Annotated in this window: 23 protein-coding genes and 1 pseudogene; 7 read left to right on the forward strand and 17 right to left on the reverse strand. The window is 72.3% G+C overall.

The window, feature by feature from the left end; all coding sequences use genetic code 11:
* Positions 1-23: 23 nt before the first annotated feature.
* The 7 genes from JXZ78_RS21955 to JXZ78_RS21985 all read right to left on the reverse strand — a co-directional run bounded on the left by JXZ78_RS21955 (position 24) and on the right by JXZ78_RS21985 (position 8778).
* Positions 24-989, reverse strand: coding sequence for an acetylxylan esterase (locus JXZ78_RS21955; RefSeq protein WP_030023293.1), 966 nt, complete (start codon positions 987-989; stop codon positions 24-26).
* A gap of 104 nt (positions 990-1093) precedes the next feature.
* Positions 1094-1936, reverse strand: coding sequence for an amino acid ABC transporter ATP-binding protein (locus tag JXZ78_RS21960; RefSeq protein WP_030023292.1), 843 nt, complete (start codon positions 1934-1936; stop codon positions 1094-1096).
* Positions 1933-2718 carry an amino acid ABC transporter permease gene (locus JXZ78_RS21965; RefSeq protein ID WP_030023290.1) on the reverse strand — a complete coding sequence of 262 codons (786 nt, stop codon included), beginning with the start codon at positions 2716-2718 and terminating at the stop codon, positions 1933-1935. The genes JXZ78_RS21960 and JXZ78_RS21965 overlap by 4 nt, the downstream gene beginning before the upstream one ends.
* 30 nt (positions 2719-2748) lie before the next feature.
* Entirely contained in the window at positions 2749-3546 is a 798-nt protein-coding gene (locus JXZ78_RS21970) for an ABC transporter substrate-binding protein (protein WP_030023289.1), read from the reverse strand.
* Between the two features lie 246 nt (positions 3547-3792).
* Positions 3793-4716 carry a homocysteine S-methyltransferase gene (mmuM, locus tag JXZ78_RS21975; protein ID WP_030023288.1) on the reverse strand — a complete coding sequence of 308 codons (924 nt, stop codon included), beginning with the start codon at positions 4714-4716 and terminating at the stop codon, positions 3793-3795.
* Between the two features lie 178 nt (positions 4717-4894).
* Entirely contained in the window at positions 4895-5770 is an 876-nt protein-coding gene (locus JXZ78_RS21980; RefSeq protein WP_030023286.1) for a YceI family protein, read from the reverse strand.
* Positions 5771-5880: 110 nt separating this feature from the next.
* Positions 5881-8778 carry a glycoside hydrolase family 2 TIM barrel-domain containing protein gene (locus JXZ78_RS21985; RefSeq protein WP_033039347.1) on the reverse strand — a complete coding sequence of 966 codons (2898 nt, stop codon included), beginning with the start codon at positions 8776-8778 and terminating at the stop codon, positions 5881-5883.
* Between the two features lie 432 nt (positions 8779-9210).
* On the opposite strand from JXZ78_RS21985, the gene JXZ78_RS21990 reads away from it, so the two are divergent.
* Complete coding sequence (locus JXZ78_RS21990) at positions 9211-9444, forward strand: DUF6480 family protein (RefSeq protein WP_030023284.1); 234 nt, start codon at positions 9211-9213, stop codon at positions 9442-9444.
* A gap of 124 nt (positions 9445-9568) precedes the next feature.
* Here JXZ78_RS21990 and JXZ78_RS21995 read toward each other — a convergent pair whose 3' ends face one another.
* From JXZ78_RS21995 to JXZ78_RS22005, 3 genes are all read right to left on the reverse strand, one after another.
* Positions 9569-9955: a nuclear transport factor 2 family protein gene (locus JXZ78_RS21995; protein WP_030023283.1), complete on the reverse strand. Its 387-nt coding sequence runs from the start codon at positions 9953-9955 to the stop codon at positions 9569-9571.
* Positions 9956-10094: 139 nt separating this feature from the next.
* Positions 10095-11456 (reverse strand): SWF or SNF family helicase, encoded by a 1362-nt coding sequence (locus JXZ78_RS22000; protein WP_238783290.1) that lies wholly within the window; start codon positions 11454-11456, stop codon positions 10095-10097.
* Entirely contained in the window at positions 11453-14608 is a 3156-nt protein-coding gene (locus JXZ78_RS22005; RefSeq protein ID WP_030023278.1) for a DEAD/DEAH box helicase, read from the reverse strand. The genes JXZ78_RS22000 and JXZ78_RS22005 overlap by 4 nt, the downstream gene beginning before the upstream one ends.
* 189 nt (positions 14609-14797) lie before the next feature.
* Between JXZ78_RS22005 and JXZ78_RS22010 the strand changes: the two genes are divergently transcribed.
* Positions 14798-14980 carry a tail-anchor membrane protein gene (locus tag JXZ78_RS22010; RefSeq protein WP_030023276.1) on the forward strand — a complete coding sequence of 61 codons (183 nt, stop codon included), beginning with the start codon at positions 14798-14800 and terminating at the stop codon, positions 14978-14980.
* A 132-nt stretch (positions 14981-15112) separates the two neighbouring features.
* Here JXZ78_RS22010 and JXZ78_RS22015 read toward each other — a convergent pair whose 3' ends face one another.
* Together JXZ78_RS22015 and JXZ78_RS22020 are read right to left on the reverse strand one after the other, a co-directional pair.
* Positions 15113-15940 carry a hypothetical protein gene (locus JXZ78_RS22015; RefSeq protein ID WP_050502880.1) on the reverse strand — a complete coding sequence of 276 codons (828 nt, stop codon included), beginning with the start codon at positions 15938-15940 and terminating at the stop codon, positions 15113-15115.
* A 173-nt stretch (positions 15941-16113) separates the two neighbouring features.
* The gene (locus JXZ78_RS22020) at positions 16114-16455 is read right to left on the reverse strand and encodes a hypothetical protein (protein WP_030023274.1); all 342 of its coding nucleotides are present in this window, start codon (positions 16453-16455) and stop codon (positions 16114-16116) included.
* Between the two features lie 89 nt (positions 16456-16544).
* Here JXZ78_RS22020 and JXZ78_RS22025 point away from each other — a divergent pair, with 89 nt between their 5' ends.
* Together JXZ78_RS22025 and JXZ78_RS22030 are read left to right on the forward strand one after the other, a co-directional pair.
* Positions 16545-17420, forward strand: a complete 876-nt coding sequence (locus tag JXZ78_RS22025; RefSeq protein ID WP_030023273.1) for an oxygenase MpaB family protein — start codon at positions 16545-16547, stop codon at positions 17418-17420.
* Positions 17421-17486: 66 nt separating this feature from the next.
* Entirely contained in the window at positions 17487-18356 is an 870-nt protein-coding gene (locus JXZ78_RS22030; protein WP_030023272.1) for an NADH-quinone oxidoreductase subunit E, read from the forward strand.
* Here JXZ78_RS22030 and JXZ78_RS22035 read toward each other — a convergent pair.
* A complete protein-coding gene (locus JXZ78_RS22035) occupies positions 18302-18976 on the reverse strand; it encodes a methyltransferase domain-containing protein (RefSeq protein ID WP_050502879.1) in 675 nt (224 codons plus the stop codon). The genes JXZ78_RS22030 and JXZ78_RS22035 overlap by 55 nt on opposite strands.
* A gap of 109 nt (positions 18977-19085) precedes the next feature.
* On the opposite strand from JXZ78_RS22035, the gene JXZ78_RS22040 reads away from it, so the two are divergent.
* Positions 19086-20264, forward strand: coding sequence for a NosD domain-containing protein (locus JXZ78_RS22040; protein ID WP_030023270.1), 1179 nt, complete (start codon positions 19086-19088; stop codon positions 20262-20264).
* Positions 20265-20380: 116 nt separating this feature from the next.
* On the opposite strand, the pseudogene JXZ78_RS22045 reads toward JXZ78_RS22040, so the two are convergent.
* Positions 20381-20805 (reverse strand): annotated as a pseudogene (locus JXZ78_RS22045) (helix-turn-helix domain-containing protein).
* Positions 20806-21121: 316 nt separating this feature from the next.
* Positions 21122-21457 carry an ArsR/SmtB family transcription factor gene (locus tag JXZ78_RS22050; protein WP_030023269.1) on the reverse strand — a complete coding sequence of 112 codons (336 nt, stop codon included), beginning with the start codon at positions 21455-21457 and terminating at the stop codon, positions 21122-21124.
* Positions 21458-21627: 170 nt separating this feature from the next.
* On the opposite strand from JXZ78_RS22050, the gene JXZ78_RS22055 reads away from it, so the two are divergent.
* Positions 21628-22770 carry an FAD-dependent monooxygenase gene (locus tag JXZ78_RS22055; protein WP_030023268.1) on the forward strand — a complete coding sequence of 381 codons (1143 nt, stop codon included), beginning with the start codon at positions 21628-21630 and terminating at the stop codon, positions 22768-22770.
* Between the two features lie 205 nt (positions 22771-22975).
* The gene (locus JXZ78_RS22060) at positions 22976-23221 is read left to right on the forward strand and encodes a transposase family protein (protein WP_063726157.1); all 246 of its coding nucleotides are present in this window, start codon (positions 22976-22978) and stop codon (positions 23219-23221) included.
* Positions 23222-23234: 13 nt separating this feature from the next.
* Here the strand turns inward: JXZ78_RS22060 and JXZ78_RS22065 are convergent, their stop codons facing one another.
* Positions 23235-23903: an O-methyltransferase gene (locus tag JXZ78_RS22065; RefSeq protein ID WP_030023267.1), complete on the reverse strand. Its 669-nt coding sequence runs from the start codon at positions 23901-23903 to the stop codon at positions 23235-23237.
* A gap of 111 nt (positions 23904-24014) precedes the next feature.
* Positions 24015-24260: a hypothetical protein gene (locus JXZ78_RS22070; protein ID WP_030023266.1), complete on the reverse strand. Its 246-nt coding sequence runs from the start codon at positions 24258-24260 to the stop codon at positions 24015-24017.
* Positions 24261-24319: the final 59 nt, after the last annotated feature.

Consider the following 24319-nt stretch of genomic DNA (forward strand, 5'->3'; position numbering starts at 1 on the left):
AGGCGGCTCGCACGGGAGCCCGGTCAGCTGAACAGCTTGCGCAGGAAGCGGATCTCCTCCGTCCGCTGATGCCCGCCGCCGCCCTCGTGCCCGTTGAACCGCCACAGCCGCAACTCCTTGGGGCCCGCGTAGTGGTGGTACGCGGCGAAGCCGGTGGAGGCGGGCGTGATCGGGTCGCGCAGCGCGGTCCCGAAGAGCGCGGGGGCGCTCGCGCGGGCCGCGAAGTTCAGGCCGTCGAAGTGGTCGAGGGTGTGCAGGGCGGCGTCGACCTCGGTCCGGGCCCCCGCGAGGTAACGGGAGAGTTCGCCGTACGGGCCTTCGTCGGTGATCTCGACGGCGCGCCGCACATGCGTCAGGAACGGTACGTCGATCAGCGCGCCCGCGAGCCCGGGCACCAGCCCGGCGACGGCCAGCGCGATGGCGCCGCCCTGGCTGCCGCCCGCCACCACGACACGCCCGGCGTCCACCGCCGCGTGGCCGCGCGCTGCCGCCACGGCCCGTACGCCGTCGGTGTAGACCCGGCGGTAGTAGTAGTCGTCCGGGTCGAGCAGCCCTTGCGTCATCTTGCCGGGCACCCCCGGGTGAGGGGAGCCTACGGGGTCCGGGGTGGAGCCGGGCCGGTTGGGGCCGCTCTGCCCCCGGGTGTCCATGACCAGCGTGGCGTAGCCCGACACCGGCCACATCAGCCAGTCCTGCGGGTGCAGCCGGCCGCCTCCGTACCCGAGGTACTGCACGACACAGGGCACCGGGCCGCTGGTCTCGCGGGGCAGCAGGAACCAGCCCCGGATACGGTGTCCGTCGTAGCCCGAGAACTCCGCGTCGTACGTATGCAGCAGTGACAGGCCCGCGTCGGTCTCCTCGAAGCGCGCGTCGAGGTCGTACGCACCGGCTTCGTCCAGCGTGCGCCGCCAGAACGCGTCGAATCCGTCGGGTTCGGGCAGCGGCGGACGGTAGCTGCGCAGCTGGTCCAGGGGCAGGTCGACGAACAAGCGGTGCCTCCAGGTCGGGAGTGGACGGCGGGCCCGCGACAGTCTCCGGCGCTCGCCGGGTACCGGGCGCGCAACCTACCAGCCGCCGCCCGCCGCCCGCTCGGTCACGGCGCGGGCCGCTCCTCCTCCGCCCCTGGTGCACCGGCCTCCGGCACCTCGCTGAGCCCGGCGGCCGCCGGATCGAGCACCCGGGCCAGGAACGTCCGCGTCCGCTCGTGCTGCGGATCGGCCACCACCCGTTCCGGTGGCCCCTCCTCGACGATGACCCCGCCGTCCATGAACACCACCCGGTCGGCGACCTCCCGCGCGAAACTCATCTCATGGGTGACGACGAGCATCGTCATACCGTCCTGGGCGAGGGACCGCATCACCGCCAGCACGTCACCCACCAGCTCCGGATCGAGCGCCGAGGTCGGCTCGTCGAAGAGCATCAGCTCCGGCTCCATGGACAGCGCGCGGGCGATGGCCACCCGCTGCTGCTGGCCGCCCGACAGCTGCGCCGGATACGCGGTCTCCTTGTCGCTCAGACCGACCCGCGCGAGATTGGCGCGCGCGACCCGCTGCGCCGCGGCCCGGTCGCGGCGCAGCACCCGCCGCTGGGCGATGGTCAGGTTCTCCCGGACGGTCAGATGCGGGAAGAGGTTGAAGGACTGGAAGACCATCCCGATCCGGCGCCGGACCCGGTCGATGTCCACATCCGGGTCGGTGACCTCGGTGCCCGCCACGGTGACCCGGCCCGCGGTCGGCTCCTCCAGCAGGTTCACACAGCGCAGCAGCGTCGACTTGCCCGACCCCGAAGGACCGATGACGCACACCACCTCGCCCCGCTCCACGGAGAAGTCGATGCCCTTGAGCACCTCCAGTGCGCCGAAGGACTTGTGCAGCCCCTCGACCTCGATCGCCCGTCCTGCCGTCGCCGGCTCGCCGTCGGTGCGCACCGCCGTCACCTCGCCTTCGCCGTACGGGCCTCCAGCCGCCGGACCAACTGGCCCAGGGGGAGGGTGATGACGAGATAGAGCAGACCGGCCACGAGGATCGGCGTCAGGCTCTTGTGCTCGTTGAGGGCGTCCCGCCCGAAGTTCGCCAGCTCGAACTGACCGAGCGACAGACCGAGCAGATAGACCAGCGAGGAGTCCTTGGTGAGCAGGATCAGTTCGTTGGTCAGCGGCGGCAGGACGATCCGGAACGCCTGCGGTATGACGATCGAACGCATCGCGCGGCCCGGCGACATCCCCAGCGAACGCGCCGCCTCGGTCTGCCCCTTGGGCACGGCCTGGATGCCGGCCCGGATGGTCTCCGCCATGTACGCGGCGCCGACCAGACCCAGCGAGAGCATCACGGTGATGTTCATGTCCAGCGCGACCTCGAAGGCCAGCGGCACGCCGAAGCCGAGCGCGATGAACACCAGCAGTGCCGGCACCCCGCGGAAGAACTCGATGTAGGTGACGGCGAGCCACCGGTACGGCGGCACCTGCGACAGCCGCATCAGCGCCAGCACCAGCCCGAGCCCCAGACCGAACCCGAAGCCGAGCAGGGTGTACAGGACGGTGTTGACCAGCGCGGTGGTGATGATGTCGGGGAACAGCGCCTTGGCGACTTCCACGTCGAAGAACGCGTGGCGCAGCGTCCCCCAGTCGGCGACCAGGGCGAGGACGAGCACGGCGGCGGCCAGCACGGCGTACTGACCGCCGCGCAGGAGGCGGGCCCTCCGGCGTCGGGACAGGGGCATCGGTGTCGGCTCCTCTTGCTGGCCGCGGGATCAGCGCTGCTGGGGCGTGGTGCCGAACCACTTCTTGTAGATCCGGTCGTAACTGCCGTCGGACCGGGCCTGCTTCAGCACCTCGTTGATCTTCTTGCGCAGCGCGTCGTTGCCGGTGCGCACGCCGATCCCGTAGTGCTCGCCGGTGTCGAACTCCGCCGTCACCGCCGTGTCCGGGTTCTGCTTGACGTAGTCGAACAGCACCCCGTTGTCGTTGATGCCCGCGTCCACCTGCCCGGACTTCACGGCGGTCAGCAGCAGCCCCAGGTCCTCGAACTCGACCAGCTCGACGCCCGCGCCGTGCTTCTTGGCGTACTCGGCGCCGGTGGTGGCCTTCTGGTGGCCGAGCTTCTTCCCCTTGAGGTCCTCGACCTTCTTGTAGGCGCCGCCCTTCTTGGTGATGAGCGCCTGGGTGGCGTCGAAATACGGGTCGGAGAAGTCCATGACCTGGTCGCGCTTGGCGTTGATGGTCATGCCCGCCGCGGCCAGGTCGCACTTGCGGATGGCGAAGTCCTGGCCGGTTTCGATGCCTTCGAAGGGCGTGTTGACGATCTCCTGCGGCACCTTCAGCGCCTTGGCGACCAGATCGACCAGGTCCACGTCGAACCCGACGATCTTGCCCTCCTTCTTCACCTGGAAGGGCGCGTACGGCAGATGGGTGCAGGTCTTGAGCGTGCCGGGGGAGACGAGCTGGACGCCCGAGGCCGACTTCTCGCCGGCCGCCCCGCCCGACTTGGTGCTGGTGCAGCCCGTGGCGAGAAGGGCGGCGGCCGCGACGAGGGCGGCCGTGGCGGACATCGAGGAGCGAACGGACACTGGTCCTCCGGATCAGGATGCGGCCCCACACTCACCGGTCGGAGGTGAGTTGGCTGCATCCTGCCACCGGCCAGGGCCGATGTCGCCGTCGTCAGTGTTGCGACCGGGTAACGACGCGTGCCGGTCCGTGCCGTCCATGGCGCTGCGCACGGCGGGGATCCCCGGCCCGAGTTCGCACCCCGGTGCGGGTGCGGACGTCGGCTTTCAGCCGGTCAGCCGGTCAGCCGGTCAGCCGGTCAGCTGCCGCGCCAGCGCCGCCACCGCATCCGGCCCCACCCGGCAGCAGCCGCCGACGAGCCGGGCCCCCGCGGCGGTCCAGGCCGCGACCCGGTCCGCGCTGAAGGCGGGCGTACCGCACCAGGCGCGGGCCTGGGCGTCCCAGCTCTCGCCGCTGTTCGGGTAGACGACCACCGGTGTGCCGGCCGCGCGGGCCGCCACCGCCACTGCCCGGTCGGCGTCCTCGGGGGTGCAGCAGTTCACGCCCACCGCCACCACCTCGGGGACGTCCGCCGCGAGCGCGAAGGCGTCCGCCAGCGGCTGCCCGGCTCGCGTGCGGTCCCCGGCCGCGCTGAACGACAGCCAGGCCGGCACACCGAGGCCGCGCACCGCCCGCAGCAGGGCCAGCGCCTCGTCCGCGTCCGGGACGGTCTCCAGCGCCAGTACGTCGGGACCGGCCGCGGCCAGCACCTCCAGCCGCGGACGGTGGAACCGTTCGAGCTCGGCCACCGACAGCCCGTAGGCCCCCCGGTATTCGGAGCCGTCCGCCAGCATCGCGCCGTACGGACCCGCCGACGCGGCGACGTACAGCGGCCCCGTCGCGCCGGCTGCCGTCGCCTGCCGCGCCGCCTCGCGCGCCAGCTCCACACTGCGCCGCAGCAGCCCGGCGGTCTCCGTGGCACCGATGCCCCGCGCGGCGAACCCCTCGAAGGTCGCCTGATAGCTGGACGTGATCGCCACCTGGGCGCCCGCCTCGTAGTACGCGCGGTGCGCCGCGACCACGGCGTCCGGGTCCTCGGCGAGCAGCCGCGCCGACCACAGCGCGTCGCTGAGGTCGTGTCCGGCGGACTCCAGCTGGTTGGACAGCCCGCCGTCCAGGACGAGCGGGCCCGCGGCGAGGGCGGCGGCGAACGAGGGCGCGGCAGTGGTGCTCATGACGCCCAGCCTCTCACCCGGTGCCGACAGGACGGCTGCTCCGCACCCGTTCCGGTCCGGATGCGCGCCGCGCACCTGGCCACGCCCGGATGCCCGCCGCGCACCTGGCCACGCCCGGACGCCCGCCGCGCACCTGGCCACGCCCGGACGCCCGCCGCGCACGGGGGCGCCCCGGTCACTACGCCTCGACGGCCTGGATGTCCATCTCCACGCGGATCGTCGCGCCGATGGCCGCGATGCCCCGGGCGAGCATCTTGCGCCAGTCGAGCGTGAAGTCTTCCCGGTGCAGCTCGGTCACCGCGGTGCACGCCGTACGCGTCTCGCCGCCCATGCCGGTGCCGAGGCCCAGGTACCGGGTGTCCAGCTGCACCGACCGGCTGACGCCGTGCAGGTGCAGCACCCCTTGCACGGCCCAGCGGGCCCCGCCCTTGTGCACGAACCGCTCCCCGGCGAACTGCAGATACGGGTAGCGCGCCACGTCCAGGAACTCCGCCGAACGCAGGTGGTCGTCGCGCATCTTCACCCCCGAGTCGATGCTCGCCGCGTCGATCGTCACCTCCACCCGCGAGTCCCGCATGTCCGGCGCGATCCACAGGCCGCCCTCGAAGTGGTTGAACCGGCCGTGGATCTCGGCCAGTCCGATGTGCCGGGCGGTGAAGCGGATGGACGAGTGGTCGGGGTCCAGCCGCCACTGCCCCGGCGCGGGCATCTGCGGTGCCGGGGCCGGCTCCAGCTCCAGGGCCCGCGGCGCGGTCCGCACCCCCTCGGTCACCAGGCTGTCGAACCGCTCCGGACGGAAGCCGTCGCAGGTGACCACCACGTGGTACGCGGCGGGTGCCAGCGTCGCGGTGAACATGCCGTTGGGGTCCGTCTGGCCGCGCGTGACCTCGGTGCCCTCGGTGCTGCGCACCGACACCCCGGCCCGTGCCATCGGCAGCCCGACGGGGTCCTGGACGCTGAGGTCCAGCGCACCGGCACCGCGCGGGATCGGGGCCGGTGCGGGGGCACTGCGGGCGGAGCGGTCACGAAGGCGGGTGAGGATGGCGAGCGCCATGGCAGGACGGGGCCTCTCGGTCAGTTGTGTCGAAAAAGGTGCATCTCCATCCTGTCATTGGTTTAGACCGCTGAGGACGACAGCTGTCAATACCCGATGAAACGTGAAATTCATCGCACCGGGGAGAAGGTGATGGCGAACCGGGCGGGAGCCACCGTCAGCTCGTGCTGCGGCAGCACCCCGGGCCCGCAGGAAGCGCTGCCGATGCCGTGCTGGGCGTGGTCGAGGTGGATCCAGATCCAGTCGCCCGGGGTGAGGTCGGTGGTGTGCCGGGCGGCGTCCAGCTGCTCGCTCGTCCAGCGGCGCGCGCTGAACCAGAAGGACGGCTCGCCCTCGGCACGCAGCGCCGAGCCGTCGATGCGGGACAGCTCCACCCAGCGCACGTCCGCCCGCGCCCCGTTCTCCTGCGGACGCACGTACGGCGTCTGCAACGCGTCCACCGGCATCCGCCACAGCCCGGTCCGCGACGCCGCCCTTGTGTCCGGATAGGCCTCGCCCGGGCCGCCGCCGTACCACCGCGCCGTCGAGAGGTTGCCACACACACCCAGCCGCACACCGAGCCTGGGCAGCGGGCAGGGCCAGTCGCCGTGCGGCCGGACCGATACCTCCAGACGCAGCCGCTCGCTGTCGGCGGTCCACCGGTATTCCGTGTCGAGGGCGAGGTCCGTACCGGCCGGTGCGACCCGGGTGCGTACTACTACCGCGTGCCGGTCGCACTCCACGGACGCCACCCGGTGCCGCATCCGGTGCAGACCGATACGGCGCCACTCTGCCGCGCGGTGCGGGCCCGGCTGCCAGGGCGCGCCCTCGTCGTTGTCGGTCGGCGCCCGCCACACGTCCAGCTGGGGCCCCTTCAGGTGGCAGCCGTCGAGATACCGCAGCACACCGGTGGTGGCGTCGAAGGCGCCCGGGCCGAGGAGGATGAGGTTGCCCTCGCCGCGCCGGGGTGACGCGCTCGGGGCGGTCGGGCGGGGCGTGGGGCACGGCGGGGTGGCGGGCAGCTGTCCCCAGGCGATCTCGTGACCGGCCATGGCCCAGGCCGTGTCCTCGGCCAGGGACGCCCGCACCGTCCACAGCGCCTCGCGGCCGCGCCGTCCGCCGGGCTCCGGGGGCAGCTTCACCTCGGCGTGAGCGCCGGGGGCGAGCGGCGGCACGGCCAGCGGCCCTTCGGCGAGCACCTCGCCCTCGGCCTCGTAGGACCAGTGGAACGCCAGGTGGGCCAGGTCGCTGAAGTCGTGCAGATTGGTGATCCGGACGGTGCCGGGCGCGACGCCCTCCCGGCCGCCGTCCTCATCCGCGGCGTCGATCCGTACCGGCTCGACGACCTTCTTGAACTCCACCAGCCCCGGCGACGGCGCCCGGTCGGGGAAGACCAGGCCGTCGCAGACGAAGTTGCCGTCGTGCAGCTCCTCGCCGAAGTCGCCCCCGTATGCGTGGAACACCTCGCCGTGCGGGGTGCGCTGCCGCAGCCCGTGGTCGATCCACTCCCACACGAAGCCGCCCTGGCAGCGTTCGTACGTCTCGAAGAGCCGCTGGTACTCGCGCAGTCCGCCGGGCCCGTTGCCCATCGCGTGCGCGTACTCGCAGAGGATGAACGGCAGGGCACGGCGCCGGGCGTCCGCGGCCGGGTCGGCGAGCGGCTCCTCCTCCCGCCGGCCAATCTGTTCGACCTCGGCGTGCTCCGCGTACATTCGGGAGTAGACGTCGGTGTCGGCGCACGACGGGTCGCCCTCGTAGTGCAGCGGACGGGCGGGGTCGCGGTCGCGGGCCCAGGCGGCCATGGCGGACAGGCCGCGGCCGGTGCCGCACTCGTTGCCCAGCGACCACATGATCACGCTGGGGTGGTTCTTGTCGCGCTCGACCATCCGGCGCATGCGGTCCACCAGGGCCGGGGTCCACGCGTCGTCGTCCACCGGGTTGTCCCGCCAGTCCTGCTGCCCGAAGCCGTGCGTCTCCAGGTCGCACTCCTCGACGACCCACAGGCCCAGCTCGTCGCAGAGGTCGAGGAAGGCGGGGTGCGGCGGGTAGTGACTGGTGCGGACGGCGTTGACGTTGTGCTGCTTCATCAGCAGCAGATCGCGGCGCATCGCGTCGGGGCCCAGCGCGCGGCCGTGCCGCGGGTCGAACTCGTGCCGGTTGACGCCGCGGAACAGGACACGGCGCCCGTTGACCTTCAGCAGACCGTCCTCGACGCACACCGTACGGAAGCCGAGGCGCAGGGGGACGCACTCGCCGGACGTGCGCAGTTCGGCGTCGTACAGCTGCGGGGTCTCGGCCGTCCACGGTATGACCGGCACCGTCGCGCTCTCCCCGGTCGCCAGGTCCAGGCCGAGCGCGGGAACGGTGACCCGGCCCGCCGGCGCGCAGTCCACCCGGAGGGTGCCGTGGCCGGTGCGGTGGTCGTAGGAGGCGTGCACGAAGTGGTCCAGGACGGCGCCCGCGGGCCGGTGGTGCAGCGTGACATCCCGGAAGACGCCGGGCAGCCACCACTGGTCCTGGTCCTCCAGATAGCTGCCCGAGGACCACTGGTGGACGCGGACCGCGAGCACGTTACGGCGTGCCCGCAGCAGGTGGCCCACCTCGAACTCGTGCGGCAGCCTGCTGCCCTTGAAGTGCCCCAGCTCCTTCCCGTTGAGCCACACCCGTGCACAGGACTCGACACCTTCGAAACGCAGCAGGGCGGGTCCGGGTTCCCACGCTTCCGGAAGGTCGAAGGTGTGCCGGTGGTCGCCCGTCGGGTTCTCGTCGGGCACCTGCGGCGGATCGACGGGGAACGGATAGCGGGTGTTGGTGTAGGCGGGTGCGCCGTGGCCGGCGAGCACCCAGTGGCCCGGCACCCGCAGCCCCGGCCAGTCCGTGTCGTCGAAGTCCGGCCGGGCGAAGGAGGCGTCCGCGGAGCGGGCGGTCGGCAGGAGGCGGAACCGCCACATCCCGTGCAGCGACATCCGCCGCGCGTCCGAGCGGGCGAACCAGGCACGCGGCGGGCGGCAGCCCCGGCCGGGGGACACGTCCTCGTAGTACGGGAGGTGCTGCGGGGCGCGGGGGACGGGTGGGGCGGCCTCGGAGTGTCCGGCGGGGGCCGGGCGGTTTTCGGCGGGGATGTGTCTTTCGGGTGCGGTGTGTGCTCCGGGGGTGCGTCGTGCGGGTGCGGTGCGATCGGCGTCGGGTGCGGTACGGGGACCGACGTGTTCGGCGTCGGGCAGGGGCAAGGGTCCTCCTAGCTGCGGGGACACGGCGAGGCGTGGGGGATCACGTCAGCGAACCACGCGCGGCCGCGTGCCGCGACCACATACGAATGATTGATTGCTGAAGCATTCGCTCCGCTTCGTAGGGGTCCCGAGCGCCTCCGTCCGTGCCGAGGGAGCCGGGTACTCCGGGCCGTACGCCCCCCATTTTGGATCAGCGGGTGACAACCGCTCGTCCCCGGGCACCCGGGCAGCATGAACGATGCACCGAAGAATCCGGACCCGGTACCGGAACACACCGCCGGACTGGAGCCGGGCGGCGGGGTCCCGCCGGGCGAGACACCGCCCGCCGAGGGCAGCACCCCGGACGCCGGGCCCCTGGAGACGCACAACCCGACCCGCGGCTGGTCCAAGGGGCCGGTGCTGGCGCTCGCCGTCGTGGTCGTCCTTGTCGCCGCCTTCTTCATCGCCCGAATCTGGGGGGTGTAGGCACGCGGGCCGGGTACGGGAGAGAGGGCGGTGGCCGCGCGCGTGAGGTACGGGCGGGCGGCGCGAACGCGCGGGCCAGGTAAGGGCGGGCGGTGCGAACGCGCAGGCCGCATACGGGCGAGGCTCAGGACGGCTTGCGCAACGGCCCGGTGTAGTCACGGAAGAGCAGGATCCGGCCGTCCCGGATACGGAACAGCTGCACCGAGCGCCCTTCGAACGCGTCGCCACGCCCCACGCCCTTGGCGAGCGTCTCCGCGACGACGACCTCCGGGTCCTCGGTGCGGTGCACGGCGAGCGTACGGAGCACGTCGACGCGCAGGGCGGACATCGCCGCCCGTGCGAACGCGCGGATCGCCTCCCGGCCCTCGATGCGGTCGGGGACGTCCGGGCCCGCGAACGGCAGCTCGATCACGCCGTCCGGCGCGAACAGGTCCGCGAAGGCGTCCGCGTCCTGCGCCGTGACCGCGACGCACCGCTGTTCGAGGACGTCCAGGGGGCTCACAGCAGGCATGGTCCCTCCGCTCCCGCGCCGCCGGGCCGGTGGTCGGCGCACCGGCCTCTGACGCCGAGCAGGGTAGCGCCGTGCCGCACGGGCGGTCAGCCCGCGCGGCACGTGTGGCGGCTCGGCGCTGCCCCCGCCCTCGTACCGGCTACCCGGCCTCCTCCCCGCCCCCGCGCACCGCCGCGAGAGCGGTCGCGGGGTCCTCGGCCGCCGGACCCGCGGGCCCCCACTGCCCGCGCTCCTTCCGGTACGGCCACCATCGCCCGTCACGCCCGAGTCTGAGCTGTGCGCCACCGCCGACCACGGTCCAGCGGTTGCGGTCATGGCGCAGCTGTGGTGGTGGTTCGTCCGCCTCCCAGGCGTCGGCGAGCTGAGCCGTCGCGCGGGCCAGCGCCGCCGGTTCCGGGGTCCACTCCTCCTCCAGTACGGCGAGCGCCGGTACGCCGCCGTACTCCCACGCTTGTACGGCCAAGGACAGCGCTCTGGCCGTACGTCCGGAGCCGGTCGCCAGTCGTGCGACGGTCCGGGAGTCCGGCCCGAGCGCTGCCAGGCGTACGGCGTCCTGGGCGCGGGTCAGCGCTGCTTGCGGATGCGCATCGGCATGCCCGGGGGCCAGCGCGTCGGCCAGCAGCCGCTGGGCGCGCGCCGCCGTGTCCCCCACCAGGAACTCCAGCGCCGGCACGTCCACTCCGGGAGCTGGGTCCGTCCCCCCTCCGAGGACCGGAGCGGTGCCCGGCTCGTCCACGGCGGGCGGGGGCGCGGGCAGCGGCGGCAAGATGTCGCGTGCGGCGTACGCCTCCGCCGCCGGTATGCCCTCGGACGCCGCCGGTTCCACCGCGCACTCACTGGACGTGAGTTGCTCAGTGGCTTCCCGCGCGCGCATGGCGGTACGGGCCTGAAGGTCCTCCAACAGCTCCCGCTCGCCCCGCCCGCGCATCAGCAGCAGCACGAAAGGGTCCTCGTCCAGCAGTCGGGCCGTCTGGTGGCAGAGTGCGGCAGTGTGGGAACAGTGGTCCCATGCTTCGCAACCGCACTCCGCTTCCAGGTCACCGATGCCCGGGAGCAGTTCGATGCCTGCGGCAGCCGCGTCCTCCACCAGATGCGGCGGCATGTCGTGGTCCAGCAGCGCCGCGATGTGCCCGGCCCGGTCCGCGACCAGGTCCAGGAAGCGGTCCCAGTCCGCCGCGCTCAGCTCCTGGAGCAGCACGTCGCAACGGTACGGCGTACCGTCACGGTCCTTGACGACCGCCGTGATCCGGCCCGGCCGTACGGAGACCGCGCCCACCGCCCCCGCCCGCGCGTGCCGGCGGCCCTGCTTGACCTGCTGGCCGTCCAGCGCGCTGTCCGCCAGCGCCTTCAGCCAGGCCAGGCCCCACCAGGTCCGCGCGAAGCCACGGCCGTGCGCCGGTGGCAGGGCGGCGAAGGTACGCTCCCTGCCCGGCCTCGGCGGACGCGTGTCCCCGGAAGGTTCCGGGCGAGCTTCCCGGGAATCCTCGTACAGGTTCCTCATCGCTCGCTCCCTCGCAGTGCCACCAGGTCCGCCAGCTCGGCGTCGGTGAGTTCGGTCAACGCGGCCTCGCCGGACCCGAGCACCGCGTCCGCCAGCCGCTGTTTGCGCGCCAGCAGGCCGGCGATCCGGTCCTCGACCGTGCCCTCGGCGATCATCCGGTGGACCTGCACCGGCCGGGTCTGGCCGATGCGGTACGCACGGTCGGTGGCCTGCGCCTCGACCGCCGGATTCCACCAGCGGTCGTAGTGCACGACATGGGCGGCCCTGGTCAGGTTCAGCCCCGTACCCGCCGCCTTCAACGACAGCAGGAACACCGGCACGGCACCGTCCTGGAAGCGGCGCACCATCTCCTCGCGCCGCGCGACCGGCGTGCCGCCGTGCAGCAGCTGCGTCGGCACGCCCCGCCCCGCCAGGTGCGTTTCGAGCAGCCGCGCCATCCGCACGTACTGCGTGAACACCAGCACCCCCGCGTCCTCGGCGAGAATCGTCTCCAGCAGCTCGTCCAGCAGCTCCAGCTTCCCGGAACGCCCCGCGATCAGCGGCCGCTCCTCCTTGAGGAACTGCGCCGGGTGGTTGCAGATCTGCTTGAGCGAGGTCAGCAGCTTGACGACCAGACCGCGCCGCGCGAGGCCGTCCGCCGCCGCGATCTCGCCGAGGCCCTCGCGCACCACCGCCTCGTACAGCCCGGCCTGCTCCTTGGTCAGCGCCACCGCCCGGTCGGTCTCCGTCTTCGGCGGCAGTTCGGGCGCGATGCCCGGATCGGACTTGCGGCGGCGCAGCAGGAAGGGGCGGACGAGCCGGGCCAGCCGGTCGGCGGCAGCCGGGTCGGCGCCGCCCTCGACAGCCGTGGCGTAACGCTCGCGGAAGCGGCCCAACGACCCCAGCAGCCCCGGCGTGGTCCAGTCGAGAATGGCCCACAGCTCGGACAGGTTGTTCTCGACCGGCGTGCCGGTGAGCGCCACCCGGGCGCCCGCGGGAAGGCGGCGCAGCGCCTTGGCCGTCGCCGAGAACGGATTCTTCACGTGCTGCGCCTCGTCGGCGACGACCAGACCCCAGCGGGTCGTCGCGAGCTTCGCCGCGTCCAGCCGCATCGTGCCGTACGTGGTGAGGACGAACCCGCCGTCCGCCAGGTCCGCGAGGCTGCGCCGGTCCGCGTGGAAGCGGCGCACCGGGGTGCCGGGCGCGAACTTCTCGATCTCCCGCTGCCAGTTGCCCATCAGGGAGGCCGGGCAGACGACGAGCGTGGGCCCGGCGGAGGCGGGGTCGCTCTGCCGGTGCAGATGCAGGGCGATGAGGGTGATGGTCTTCCCCAGTCCCATGTCGTCGGCGAGACAGCCGCCGAGGCCGAGGGAGGTCATGCGGTGCAGCCAGTCGAGGCCGCGCAGTTGGTAGTCGCGGAGGGTGGCGGTGAGGGCGGGGGGCTGGGCTATGGGCTGCTCGGCGGCGGTGTCCGGGCCGGCGGTGTCCGGTGCGGTGGCTTCCGGTACGGCGGTGTCCGGAGTGCTTGCTTCCGGTATGGCGGTGTCCGGGGCGGTGGCTTCCGATGCGGTGGTGTCCGGGGCGGTGAGCCGGTCGCGGAGGCGGGCCAGCCAGCCGGACGCCTGCACCTCCACCCGGGCGCCGTCCCCGGACTCGGCCGTCCCGGTGAGCGCCGCGCCGAGCGCGTCGATGGGCGTCACCTTGCGGTCCTGGCGGTCACGGGCCGCCCGCAGCGCCTCGGGATCGACGAGCACCCACTGGTCACGCAGCCGTACCAGCGGACGTCCCGACTCGGCCAGCCGGTCCAGCTCCGCCCTGCTGATCTCCTGGTCACCGACGGCGAAGCGCCAGCTGAACGAGAGCAGCGCGTCGGCCGAGAGGAAGGACGGCACGCCGGGCGCGGCACGGTCCTGACCGGCAGCGTCGTCGTCCGGGCCCGCTTGCGCGTGCGGTGGCGCGTCGTCCTGGTCGGACGGCCCCACCACGGCCCGGGTGCTGAGCCCGCGTACCAGGTCCCGTGGCCAGTGCACCTGCACACCGGCGGCGGCCAGCGCACGCGTGGCCGGACCGAGCAGCTCGGCGATCTCCTCGTCGGCGAGGTCCACCGCGTCCGGCACGGCGGCGGACAGCAGGGGCGTGAGCGGCGCCCAGGCAGCGGCGGCGCGGCGCAGCGTGAGCAGGGTGTCCATCCTGGCCCGCGGGCCGAACGCCTGCCCGGTGGGGGAGTCGCCCGCCCACACCTCGGCGGCGTCGGCGACCAGGGCCGGGTCGGTGGGGTCGTGCAGTTGGAGAACGGCGGTGAAGCCGGCGCGGCCGGTGGCGGTGCGGTCGGTGACGGCGGCGGCCCCGGGGCGGTCCGGGGCCGTTCCGGGCAGTCCGGTGATCTCCACGCGCAGGGAGATCCGTACGCCCGCGTCGTGCCCGGCCGCCACATCGGCGGCCCAGTCGCGCTGTTCGGGGATGTGCTGCGGCTCGGGCGCGGCGAACGCCGGTCCGCCGGTGACCAGGGCGGCGGCGGGGGAGCGGGGCAGGCCGTCCGCCACCGCGTCCAGGAAGTCACGTACCAGGCGCTCCGGGTCCGGCAGCAGTACGGGGCCGGAGCCGGGGCTGCCGGAGAGCGGGACGGCGTGCGCCTGCGGCGGCAGCGACGCCGCCAGTTCGCGCAGCCGCTCGACATCGTCGGGGTCGAGCGGACCGACGCGCCACGCGTCGTGACCGGAACGGCTCACTCCGGGCAGCAGCCGCCCGCGGGCGACGAGTTGCAGCGCCAGTACGGCGGCGGCGCCCCAGAAGGCCGCTGCCGGGTCGGACGTACGGGCCGCACGGGCGCGGGTGAGGACGGGCAGGGCGTCGGCGACGGGCAGCACCACGGCCGGAACGTCGATCAACTCGATGCCGTCCCCGTTGCGGCCTCCGTCTCCGCCCCCGTCTCCGCCCCCGTTCCCGCTCCCGTTCCCGCTCCCGTCGCTGTTGCTGTCGCCCGGGCCTGGGGCGGTCGGGACGGCGACGGTCAGTGACTGCGTCGGCCACCCGGTCCCTTCGTCGTCTGCCGTGCCGTCCGCACGCCAGAAGGCGACCTGCCCCGTACGGGCGGGATCGCCGGGCAGGAAGACCGCCGCGCGGTGCGCGAGCGCGGCCGGTGGTGCGGAAGGTGCCGAGGGAAGAAGTGCCACGTGCAGCAAGCTCCTCAAGTTTGACTACTGGCGACCGGAGCGCCCGAGGGTACAGCACGACCGGGGGTGGCGCCGACCGCTGCCCGCGGCGGCCCGGCGGACCGTCGGCACGGATGGAACCCGTGGGGCCGAAAAGGCGTTCAATGGAGTACAGCGAGCGCGGCAACCGCCGCGGAAGGGACGTGAAGGATGTCCACGAACGCAAAGGTCGCCGTCGGCGGCGTGGCGGCGGGAGCGATCCTGCTGTGGCTGCTGCCGTTCTGGGCGGCGGTGCTGGTCATGGTCGGTGTGCCGGCCGTGGCGTATCTGACGCTGGACCCCTCGCAGCGGCGCAGGCTGCGCCGCGTGACCCGCAAGGAGATAGGGCGCTGACCGGGTGGCCGGTGCCCGGACGTCCGGCGGTGTGAGCCGGGCGGGCGGCCGGGCCGCGACGACGTCCCCGTCAGCGGACCCGTGGGCGAACGGCTCACGGGTGGGGCGCCGCCACGGCTCAGGACCGGACCGTCAAGCCGGCCGGACCGCCAGCGCTTCCAGCGCCTGCAGCAGCCCCGGCAGCTCGGGCCCACGTCCCACCGGCAGTATCTCGCCGGGCTGCTCGTCCAGGAGGACGAACGCGATGTCGTCGGTACGGGCCACCAAGCTCCAGCTCGGGCCGTCCACGCGGAGCGTACGGGCCTCGTCGGCGGCGAAGGACGAGCGGATGCGCCCCGGTGGTGGCGGCTCGGCCACGTAACCGCGTGCCTCGGTCAGTGCCCGCCGTACCCCGGCGTGCGGCTGGGCCCCCGGATCGACGAAGGTGACCTCGCCCTCGACCTGTTCGCGCCAGACCGCCCACTGGAGCGCGATCTCGTCCGCGCCCATCCGGCGCTGCGCCGGTCCCCACTGGGTGGCGTCCGGCGGCCTGAGTACGGCCGGACCGCCTTCCTCCGGTTCCGGGTCGTGCGGCGCGGGCACCCCCGGCGCCGCGACGGCGAGCGCGATCGGCCAGCCGGGCAGTGCCTCGACCATGCTGTCCTCGTCGGGTGAGAGGTCGTACTCCATCCCGCAGTCCCAGGCCGCGACGGCGCACGCGACGAGCGAGACGTCGTCCGTCACCACGGTCCAGCGCGCACCCGTCCCGTCCTGCCCGAGGACCAGGCCGTACCCCTGCTCGTACGGTGCGAGGCCGAGCCCGGCGCACACCTCGGGATAGTCGTTGCCGAGCACGCTCGGGAACTGCGCGGGCGTCAGCAGCACGGCCGTCAGGACGAGCAACTGGTCCTCGGCGGCGCTCTCGGGTGTGGCTCCGCCGGCGTTTCCGGCCGTGGACGTACCGGCGCTCTCGGTCGACACCCGGGGCCTCCCCATCCGACGCGCATCCGATCAGTCGTCGGCGCACCCTAGTTGGCCGGGCGGCGGCTTGTCACCAGTCGTACGCCACTGCCCCGGAAACCGGCCATCCGGAGCTCGGCCCCTGCCTCGGCCCCGGCCCCCTGCCCCGGCCCCGGCTCTCCTGCCCCGGCCCCTCAAGCCACCGGCAGATTGAGCAGATCACGCGCCACCGTCTGCGGCGACTCGCCGCGCTCCCGGGCGAGGGCGATCACCGCCCGGCAGGCCAGCTCGTTGATGCCGAAGGCGAGCGCCTCGGGGGAGACCCATTCCGCCGACTCGGCGCTGCGCTCGTCGTCGTCCTCGGCACACGCCGCCACATGGGCGGCCGCGGCCTCGAAGATGTTGTGCCGCCGTTTCGCCCCGGGGGCCCGGGGCTCGTCGCTGCCCCGAAGGTGCGCCCCGGGGCGGTCGTGGGTGAAGAAGTCCCGAAGGCCACGGAACAATTCGGCTATTTCGCGCAAGAATCCGGTCATCATGTCCCCCATTCCCGGTTCCCGTTCCGGTCGTTCCAGTGTGCCCCCGACGCTTACGATGGGAACTTCGGCGACGAAAGGGCGGGTACTCGGTGCGGCGTTATGACTGGCTCAAGGAGATCCAGCGGCTGGACCCGGATCGGGACTTTCTGCGTATCCACCGCATCACCACGACGTACGAATTCCCGTGGGACGTCGCGCGCGCCCTGGAGCTGGCGCTCTACCGCACCTACGCCGTTCCCAGCATCGGCCGGCTGCTGGCCGAAACCGCCGAGCTGACGGACCGTACGCAAAAGCGCTACGACGACACCGCGCTCCTCCTCGACGCGGTGATGGAGCACGGCTTCGACTCCGAGGACGGCCGGACCGCGATCCGCCGCATCAACCAGATGCACCGCAGTTACGACATCACCAACGACGACATGCGGTACGTGCTCAGCACCTTCGTGGTGGTCCCCAAGCGCTGGCTCGACCAGTTCGGCTGGCGCCGGATGAGCGAGCACGAAAAGCATGCCACGGCGGTCTACTACCGCACCCTCGGGCGCCATATGGGCATCACCGGCATCCCGCGCGACTTCCAGGAGTTCGAACGCTGCCTGGACGTTTACGAGCACGCGCATTTCGGCTGGGACGAGGGCGGGCGCCGGGTCTCGGACGCCACGCTCGGCCTGATGGCGGGCTGGTACGGCCCGCTGGCCCCGGTGGTGCGCCGCGCGAGCATGGCGCTGCTGGACGACGCCCTGCTGAACGCCTTCCGCTACGAGCGTCCCGGACCGGCTGTCCGTGCCGCGGTGCACGGCGTGCTGCGGCTGCGCGCCAAGTCCGTACGCCTGCTGCCGCCGCGCCGGCGCCCGCACTACGCCCGCCAGAACCCGGAGATCAAGGGCTATCCGAACGGCTTCACCATCGCCGACCTCGGCACCTTCCCCCAGGGCCGCCCCACGGGCGGCTGCCCCGTACCGCATTGAGACGTCTGGCGACCGCAGCTGTCTCCTCATGATCACCGTCGCTCGTTCCGGCGCCATACTTGAGCGGTGACCGAGGAAGACAGGAAGTACGCCCGACAGTGGCTGGCCGAGCACGGTGTCACCCGGACGGCGGACGCGTGGCGCGACCAGCGGGCGCCGGGCGAGATCCTGACACCGAACGAGGTGGCGCACGCGTGGGCGGACGAGGCGCTGTCCGACAGCGGCCTGAACGCGTCCGCCCGCCTGCGGCTCGCGTTCGGCCTCCTGGACCTGCTGGGCGACTACTGGGTCACCTGCGAGCTCCGCTTCGCCGTACGCGACGAGCGGCACCCGGTGCGGGCGGACCAGTTCTGGGACGCCTGCCGTGGGCGGCTGGAAGCGCCTGAAGAGCCCGAAGCCCTGCTCCACTCACTCTGGGCGGACTGGTTCGAGGACCGGGCCACCGCGGAGGAGGCGTTCGCCGAGGTGCTGGGCAACGACGTGGACGCCTTGGGTGCCCCGGACGACGGCACCGCAGAGACACCGGGGCCGACGATGCCGGCCCGCGCTGCGCCGAGTCCCACGACGCCGCATGTCACGAGGCCCGAACTCGCGACGCCGGACGGTGCGGCACGGGACGCCCTGCTCCGTCGCGCTACCCGGGCCCTCGGCGTCTCTGGGCCCGTGCCTTGGCCGGTGAAGCACGCCGTGTACCAAGCCGCCGCGACGATCCCGCACCTCCACCCCGCGCTGTTCCGCGGCCTTCTCGGCAGCTACCACGACCTGTACGGCGATCTCGACCCCCGTGCCGCTCTCGCCCTCCTGGACGAGCTGGACCTGCCGGCCACCACCGAGCACCTGGCTCCACTGCGCGCCGTCCTCACTGCTGGCCACCGCAACCACTACCGCGCACCGGACGCCTGGTCCCGGGCGCCGGACGCGTCTCGGTCTCCCTGACGCACGGCCAGCGCCAGGTAACGGGCATCCTCGTCCACGTACCGCACCAGGTCCCAGCCGGAACGTGCCAGCAACGGCCGCAGGTTGGGCTCGGCCCGTAGGTCGTCCGGCGTGATCGGGCGCCCCTTCCGTGCCGCCAGCGCGGCCCGCCCGACCGGGTGGAACAGGGCGAGCCGGCCTCCGGGCCGTACGACCCGGGCGAGTTCCGCGAGACCCGCCCGGGGGTCGGCCAGATGGGACAGCAGAGCGGCGGCGAAGACCGCGTCGAGCGCGGCATCCGGCAGCGGGAGCCGCTGCACGTCAGCGAGCACCAGAGGCGCCAGACGTCCACGTCCGGCCCGTACGGCTGCCGCGAGCATCTCGGGGGTCAGGTCGGCGCCCAGCACCGTCCCGCCCGCCCCGACGGCGGCCCGCAGAGCAGGCAGCGCCCGCCCCGTACCGCAGCCCGCGTCCAGCACCCGGTCTCCGGCGCGCAGCTCCATCGCCGCGACGCCCGCCTGGTAGGCGGGACCGTCGTCGGGGAACCGCGCGTCCCAGTCGTGCGCCCGGGAGCCGAAGAACTCCCGCACGTCATGCGCTTGAACGGTGCCCTCGGGAGCCTTGGCGGCGTCGTCTTCCATACGGCAACTCTAGGCGCCGCTGATCGTCGGCGGATCGCGGTGGTTGGTGCCGCAACTGTTTCCCCCTCGACGTCTTACGTTTCCGGCCGCCCGGCGTAATCATGCAGGCATGACGGACACGGGGAAGTGGAATTTCGTCGACCATTTCGGTGCCGATCCGCAGGGTCTCGTCGACGCGGCGGCTCTCCTGCAGCACGCGGCGACCACCATCTGTGACGCCGGCGGTGGCACGCTGGTGATTCCCCCCGGGCGTTACCGGATGCACAGCACGGGAACGGTGGTACCGGATCCGGGAAACCTGACCGTGATCGCCTACGGCGCCCATATTTTCCGCAGCGACACCTCCACCATCGACACACTCTGGGGCGGGGGTTTCTCCCACGACGGCTACAACGGTGCGTCCAACATCAGCATCCACGGCGGTCTGTGGGACGGCGGCGCGGGAAATCCGCGGCCGCTGGACATGTTCGCCTTCTGCTCCGCGGAGAACATCCTGTACGCGGATCTGGTGGTCGAGAACATTCCGGACTGGCACGCGATCGAGTTCCACGGCATCCGCAACGGCACGGCGCGCAACTGCGTCTTCCGGCGCTTCAAGGCCACCACGCCGACCCGCTTCTTCTCCGAGGCGATCGAGGTCCAGGAGGCGCCGGACGGTACGCACAGCAGCGGCATCGTCGTGGACGGCTGCTCGGCCGACGGGTACGGAGCCCTGGTGGGCACGCACACGGCCACCTTCCCCGGCCGTTTCCACGACGGTCTGCGGGTGGTGAACAACAGGATCACCAACGCCAAGAACTACGCCGTACGCGCGCACAACTGGCGTCACGCGGTCATCGCGAACAACATCATCGAGGACTGCAACAGCGGAATTCACGTACAGGTGGATCCTGCCGCGCAGTACCGGTCGTGGTACTGGTCGCAGACCGAGGACATCATCATCGCGCACAACGTCCTGACGCACATGGGACTGGAGAAACAGCCGGGCCAGGGAGCACGGCACGCCACCATCGGTGTGTACGGAATGGCGGACACACCGATGGAGAACGTCGTCGTGACGGGGAACATCATCCGTGACTGGGCCAGTTCGAACGCCATAGTGTTGCAGTACGTGCACGAAGCTGTGGTCACCGGAAACGTCGTGAAATACAGCCAGGGCGGCGACGGCACCGCGATATTGTTCGCCTCCTGTTCCGGCGGAACGGCCACCGGAAACAACGTCCGTTACGCAGGTTCGGGCGTGGTCGGCGCCGAAGTCTCCGCCGGGAACAGGATCAGCCTCCGGTGAGCGTGGTGCGTCGTGGTGCCGCGCGGTGCGCGGTGCCTACGGTGGACGCGGGCGGGCCGGGCGGCGGGGTGGCCGAGCGGTCAGCGGGGCCGTCGGTCAGTGAGCCTTTTCCCACCTCAGTTTGAGCATGCCAGGTGCAGGGTGAGGACGGCCTGGACGAGGCTGGTGATACGGCTGGTAGAGCATCGCAGTTGGCGCGTGAGCCGCCAGGTTTTGAGGGTGGCCATGGCCTGTTCGACGAGTGTACGGATCTTCGCGTGTGAGCCAGAGCGGCCAGGATGTCGACGGCCTCGGCGATGTACCGGTAGGCGGTGGTGGTGCCCACGCCGAATCCGGCGGTGAGCTGGGCGTTGAGGGTACCCCCGGCCGGAGGCTGGGGAGTATGGCCGCATCGTAGATGAGCCGGCACGAGCAGCGCCTGCCGTCCGGCGGCCAGCCGGCGCCATCGTGTCCCTCGCGCAAGACGACGTGCGGTCAGCTCACGGGCGAGGAAGCGCAGAGCGGAGGTGGCCAGAGCGACCCCAGCTGGGTAGACGAGCATGCGGAAGCTCCTGGCAGGATGGCTTGGACTCGACACGCACCCGTCTACCAGCGGCTTCTCTACGCCCGGACCCGCCCTCACCCCAGTGGCCCCGCTCCGCACGCAGGTTGAGGAAACCTCAGTGGGTGGTGGCGTGAGGGAGCGCGCGCGGAAGTGCTCGGCGCCGGTCACGAGCGCGGGACGGTGGTCGAAGCGCCACCGATCCCCTTCGTGCTCGCGTCGTGCCCGGCTGCCTGCGAGCCGGGCGCGAGCTGGATTCGGTCGAGCTCGCGGCTCAGGGCCGCATCGGACTCCCGTCCGGTGTGCTCAGCTGTGTTCAGCGAGGAGCGGTATCGGCCGGGGGCCCCGCTCCCAGGAGCGCGAGGAGCCCGGGGAATCTCTTCTCGATGTCCGCGCGTCGTAGTCGGATGCCCTTGCGGTTGCCGTAGTCGATCTCGTCAATGAGACCTGCCTCGCGCAGGACCCGGAAGTGGTGGGTCTGGGTCTGCTTCGAGATCGGAAGATCGAACGAGTTGCAGCCTCGCTCGCTGTCGCTGCGGTCGGTGGCCAACTCCGTCATCACCGAACGACGGTGCTCGTCGGCGAGGGCGCGAAACACCGCACCCAGATCGAGCGCATCGGCCTCCGGGCCGTCCAGGTTCCTCCCGGCCACGCGGCACCTCCTTCAAGTACGACTTGCATCGTACCTGAAGGGCGTGCTTCTCTGAGGTACGAAATTGATCGTACCTTGGTCCGGTTGCGCCGCCCCGTGCCGCCGCTCCCTCAGACCCGGCCCGGCACTCGCCAGGGACCTGGTCATCGACACTCCGAGAGGTCATCGTCATGAAGAAGCCCGAGGTGCTGATAGTCGGTGCCGGAATCGCAGGGCCCGCACTCGCGCACTGGCTCTCCCGGAATGGATACCGGCCGACGGTCGTCGAACACGCCCGGCAGCTGCGCTCCGGCGGTAGCGCGATCGTGGTGAAGGGGCCCGCGATCCCGGTCGCCGAGCGCATGGGCATCCTCCCGCAGCTCCGCGAGCTCGCCACCCGCAATCGGTCGCTGACCCTGCTCGACCCCGGCGGCAGGCGAATCCTGCAACTCCCGCTCACCTCGGACAAGGCGCCGACGGTCGAGGTGACCCGAGCCGACCTGTCCGAGGTGCTCCACCGGTCGGCGCAGACCGAGGTCGAGTTCTTGTTCGACGACACGGTCACCGCTCTCGACCAGGACGAAGACGGGGTGGACGTCACCTTCCGGCGGTCCGCGCCACGGCGCTTCGACTTGGTGGTCGGTGCCGACGGGATGCACTCCACCGTACGGCGCCTGGTATTCGGGCCCGAGCGGCAGTTCGCGGGTGACCTGGGCCTGTACGGCGCGACCGTCCCGCTGGAACCCGACGCCATCGAGGACCCGACCGAGATGACGATGCTGACCGTGCCGAACCGGATGCTGGTCCTCCACCCCTCGCGGACCACCCCGCTCGCGATCTTCACCTTCCGGGCCGCACAGCCGGCGCCCCACGACCGCAAGAACATCGCCCTTCACAAGCAGACCGTGGCCGACGCCTACGCCGACGTGCGGTGGCGGGCACCGGAACTCGTGGCAGCCTTCCTCGACCACCCGGCTCCGTTCTTCGACCCCCTGACCACCGTCCGGGTGCCCTCGTGGTCCCGCGGACGGGTCGTACTGCTCGGGGACGCGGCGGCGGCGACGGCCCTGCTGGGTGACGGGTCCAGCATGGCGATGGCGGGCGCGTACGCCCTCGCGGAAGAGCTCGCCGCCCACCCCGGTGATCACGCCCGCGCCTTCGCCGCCTACGAGTCGCGGCTCCGCCGTGAGGTGGGCCCGCGGCAGCGACGCGTCGGTCCGCTCTCCAGGCTCATGGTGCCCCGCACCCGGCCGGGCCTCGCGGTGCGCAACGCGGTGGGCCGCGCGGTCGGCCGCACGAACCGGATCTCCTCTCGCGAAGCCGCGAACCGGTAGACCGGGTCCGCACCGACCGGTCACCGGTCGGTGCGCAGCTCCGCGGCAGCTCTCAGCCGGGTCGGCGCCGCCATGTCCGACGAGCCCGCTCGGAGTGGCAGGTCATCGCCGATGCGGCAGGTCGACTGCTGTGGGCCTCACCCACCGTTCCCGGCGCTCGCCACGACATGGGAACTGCCGGTGACCACGCCCCCGCGACGCGGAGGTGAAGTGCTGGGCGGACAAGGCGTATCAAGGCGGCGACGGCATCATCCCGGTGCCCTTCCGCAGCCTGCGTCTCAAGCTGCGGCAACGTCGGCATGACAGCACCCACGCCAGGATCCGCTGCCTCGGCGAGCAAGCCATGGCCGCCCTGAAGGGCTGGTGCCTCCCGCGGGAACTCCGCTGTAGCACCAACCGGGTCACCGCCATCGTGAAGACCATCCCCGCCCTTCGTCACGCCTCAACCTGAGGTTGGAAAAAGCTCAGTGGTTCACCCGGGCCAATGCGAACCCGTCGTAGCCCTTGCGGCCCACGGTCTGCACCGCGGTGGCGGTCAGCTTCGGGTTCGCGGCGATGAGTTCCAGGAACCGGCGGATGCCGCGGATCGAGGGATCCGTACTGTCGGCATCGGAGATGTTCCCGCCGCGCACGACATTGTCCCCGATGATCAGGCTGCCGGGGCGGGTGAGTTCGAGCGCCCGCTCCAGGTAGTGCGGGTTGTTCGGCTTGTCCGCGTCGATGAAGACCAGGTCGAACGGTTCGGCGTGCTCGGCGACGAGCTGCGCGAGACTGTCGAGTGCCGGAGCGACGCGGACCTCGGTGCGCTCCGCGAGGCCGGCCCGCGCCAGGTTGGCGCGGGCTACCGCGGCGTGCGTGGGGTTCGCCTCCAGGGAGATCAGACGGCCGTCGGCGGGCAGGGCGCGGCCGAGCCAGATGGTGCTGTAGCCGCCGAGCGTGCCGATCTCCAGGATGCGCCGGGCGCCTTGAGTCAGGGCCAGGAGGTGGAGCAGTTTGCCCTGCGTGGGGGTGACGCTGATGTGGGGGAGACCGGCCGCTTCGCTGTCGCGCAAGGCAGCATGCAGCGCTTCGTCGTCCGGGGCGAGCAAGGAGTCGAAGTAGTCGTCGACCGTGTTCCACTGCTGCTGAGACATGGGGCCCCTTCGCCTACCTAGTTAGGTTCGCTAACCAAACTATCAGGGTGCGTGCGCCTGTTCGGGTGATCTGCGTACGGACGCCGCTGCTGCCGCGGTCGCGCCCGCCTGTCAGGTGCGGTGGCCCCGCTCGTGCAGCGGCGTGAGGTGGTCGCAGAGTTCGCACCGTGGCGCGTCGCGGGCGGCCCGGATGCCGAGCAGCGGCTCGCCGCAGATGGCGACCAGCGGCCGTACGGGCGACTCCCGTGGATGGCAGATGCGGCAGACGTTGTGCCAGGGGCCGGCCTCGTTGTCGCCCGCGGCGGGAACGGCCGCGATGTCCGCGCCGGTACCGGTGGCCTCATGGGTGGACATCATCAGCCTTCTTTCTCGCGTCCCGCCGGCGCGTCGGCCGGTCTGCGGCGCGGGCTCCCCGT

Source organism: Streptomyces monomycini (assembly GCF_022271435.1).
Taxonomy (GTDB): Bacteria; Actinomycetota; Actinomycetes; order Streptomycetales; family Streptomycetaceae; genus Streptomyces; species Streptomyces monomycini.

Coding starts and splice junctions, on each gene's coding strand:
- JXZ78_RS21990 (WP_030023284.1), top strand. CDS start 9,211: ATGAACGATGCACCGAAGAATCCGGACCCGGTACCGGAACACACCGCC.
- mmuM (WP_030023288.1), bottom strand. CDS start 4,716: ATGAGCACCACTGCCGCGCCCTCGTTCGCCGCCGCCCTCGCCGCGGGC.
- JXZ78_RS21965 (WP_030023290.1), bottom strand. CDS start 2,718: ATGCCCCTGTCCCGACGCCGGAGGGCCCGCCTCCTGCGCGGCGGTCAG.
- JXZ78_RS22070 (WP_030023266.1), bottom strand. CDS start 24,260: ATGATGTCCACCCATGAGGCCACCGGTACCGGCGCGGACATCGCGGCC.
- JXZ78_RS21995 (WP_030023283.1), bottom strand. CDS start 9,955: ATGCCTGCTGTGAGCCCCCTGGACGTCCTCGAACAGCGGTGCGTCGCG.
- JXZ78_RS22055 (WP_030023268.1), top strand. CDS start 21,628: ATGAAGAAGCCCGAGGTGCTGATAGTCGGTGCCGGAATCGCAGGGCCC.
- JXZ78_RS21980 (WP_030023286.1), bottom strand. CDS start 5,770: ATGGCGCTCGCCATCCTCACCCGCCTTCGTGACCGCTCCGCCCGCAGT.
- JXZ78_RS22020 (WP_030023274.1), bottom strand. CDS start 16,455: ATGATGACCGGATTCTTGCGCGAAATAGCCGAATTGTTCCGTGGCCTT.
- JXZ78_RS22000 (WP_238783290.1), bottom strand. CDS start 11,456: ATGAGGAACCTGTACGAGGATTCCCGGGAAGCTCGCCCGGAACCTTCC.
- JXZ78_RS22065 (WP_030023267.1), bottom strand. CDS start 23,903: ATGTCTCAGCAGCAGTGGAACACGGTCGACGACTACTTCGACTCCTTG.
- JXZ78_RS22035 (WP_050502879.1), bottom strand. CDS start 18,976: ATGGAAGACGACGCCGCCAAGGCTCCCGAGGGCACCGTTCAAGCGCAT.
- JXZ78_RS22040 (WP_030023270.1), top strand. CDS start 19,086: ATGACGGACACGGGGAAGTGGAATTTCGTCGACCATTTCGGTGCCGAT.
- JXZ78_RS22010 (WP_030023276.1), top strand. CDS start 14,798: ATGTCCACGAACGCAAAGGTCGCCGTCGGCGGCGTGGCGGCGGGAGCG.
- JXZ78_RS21970 (WP_030023289.1), bottom strand. CDS start 3,546: ATGTCCGCCACGGCCGCCCTCGTCGCGGCCGCCGCCCTTCTCGCCACG.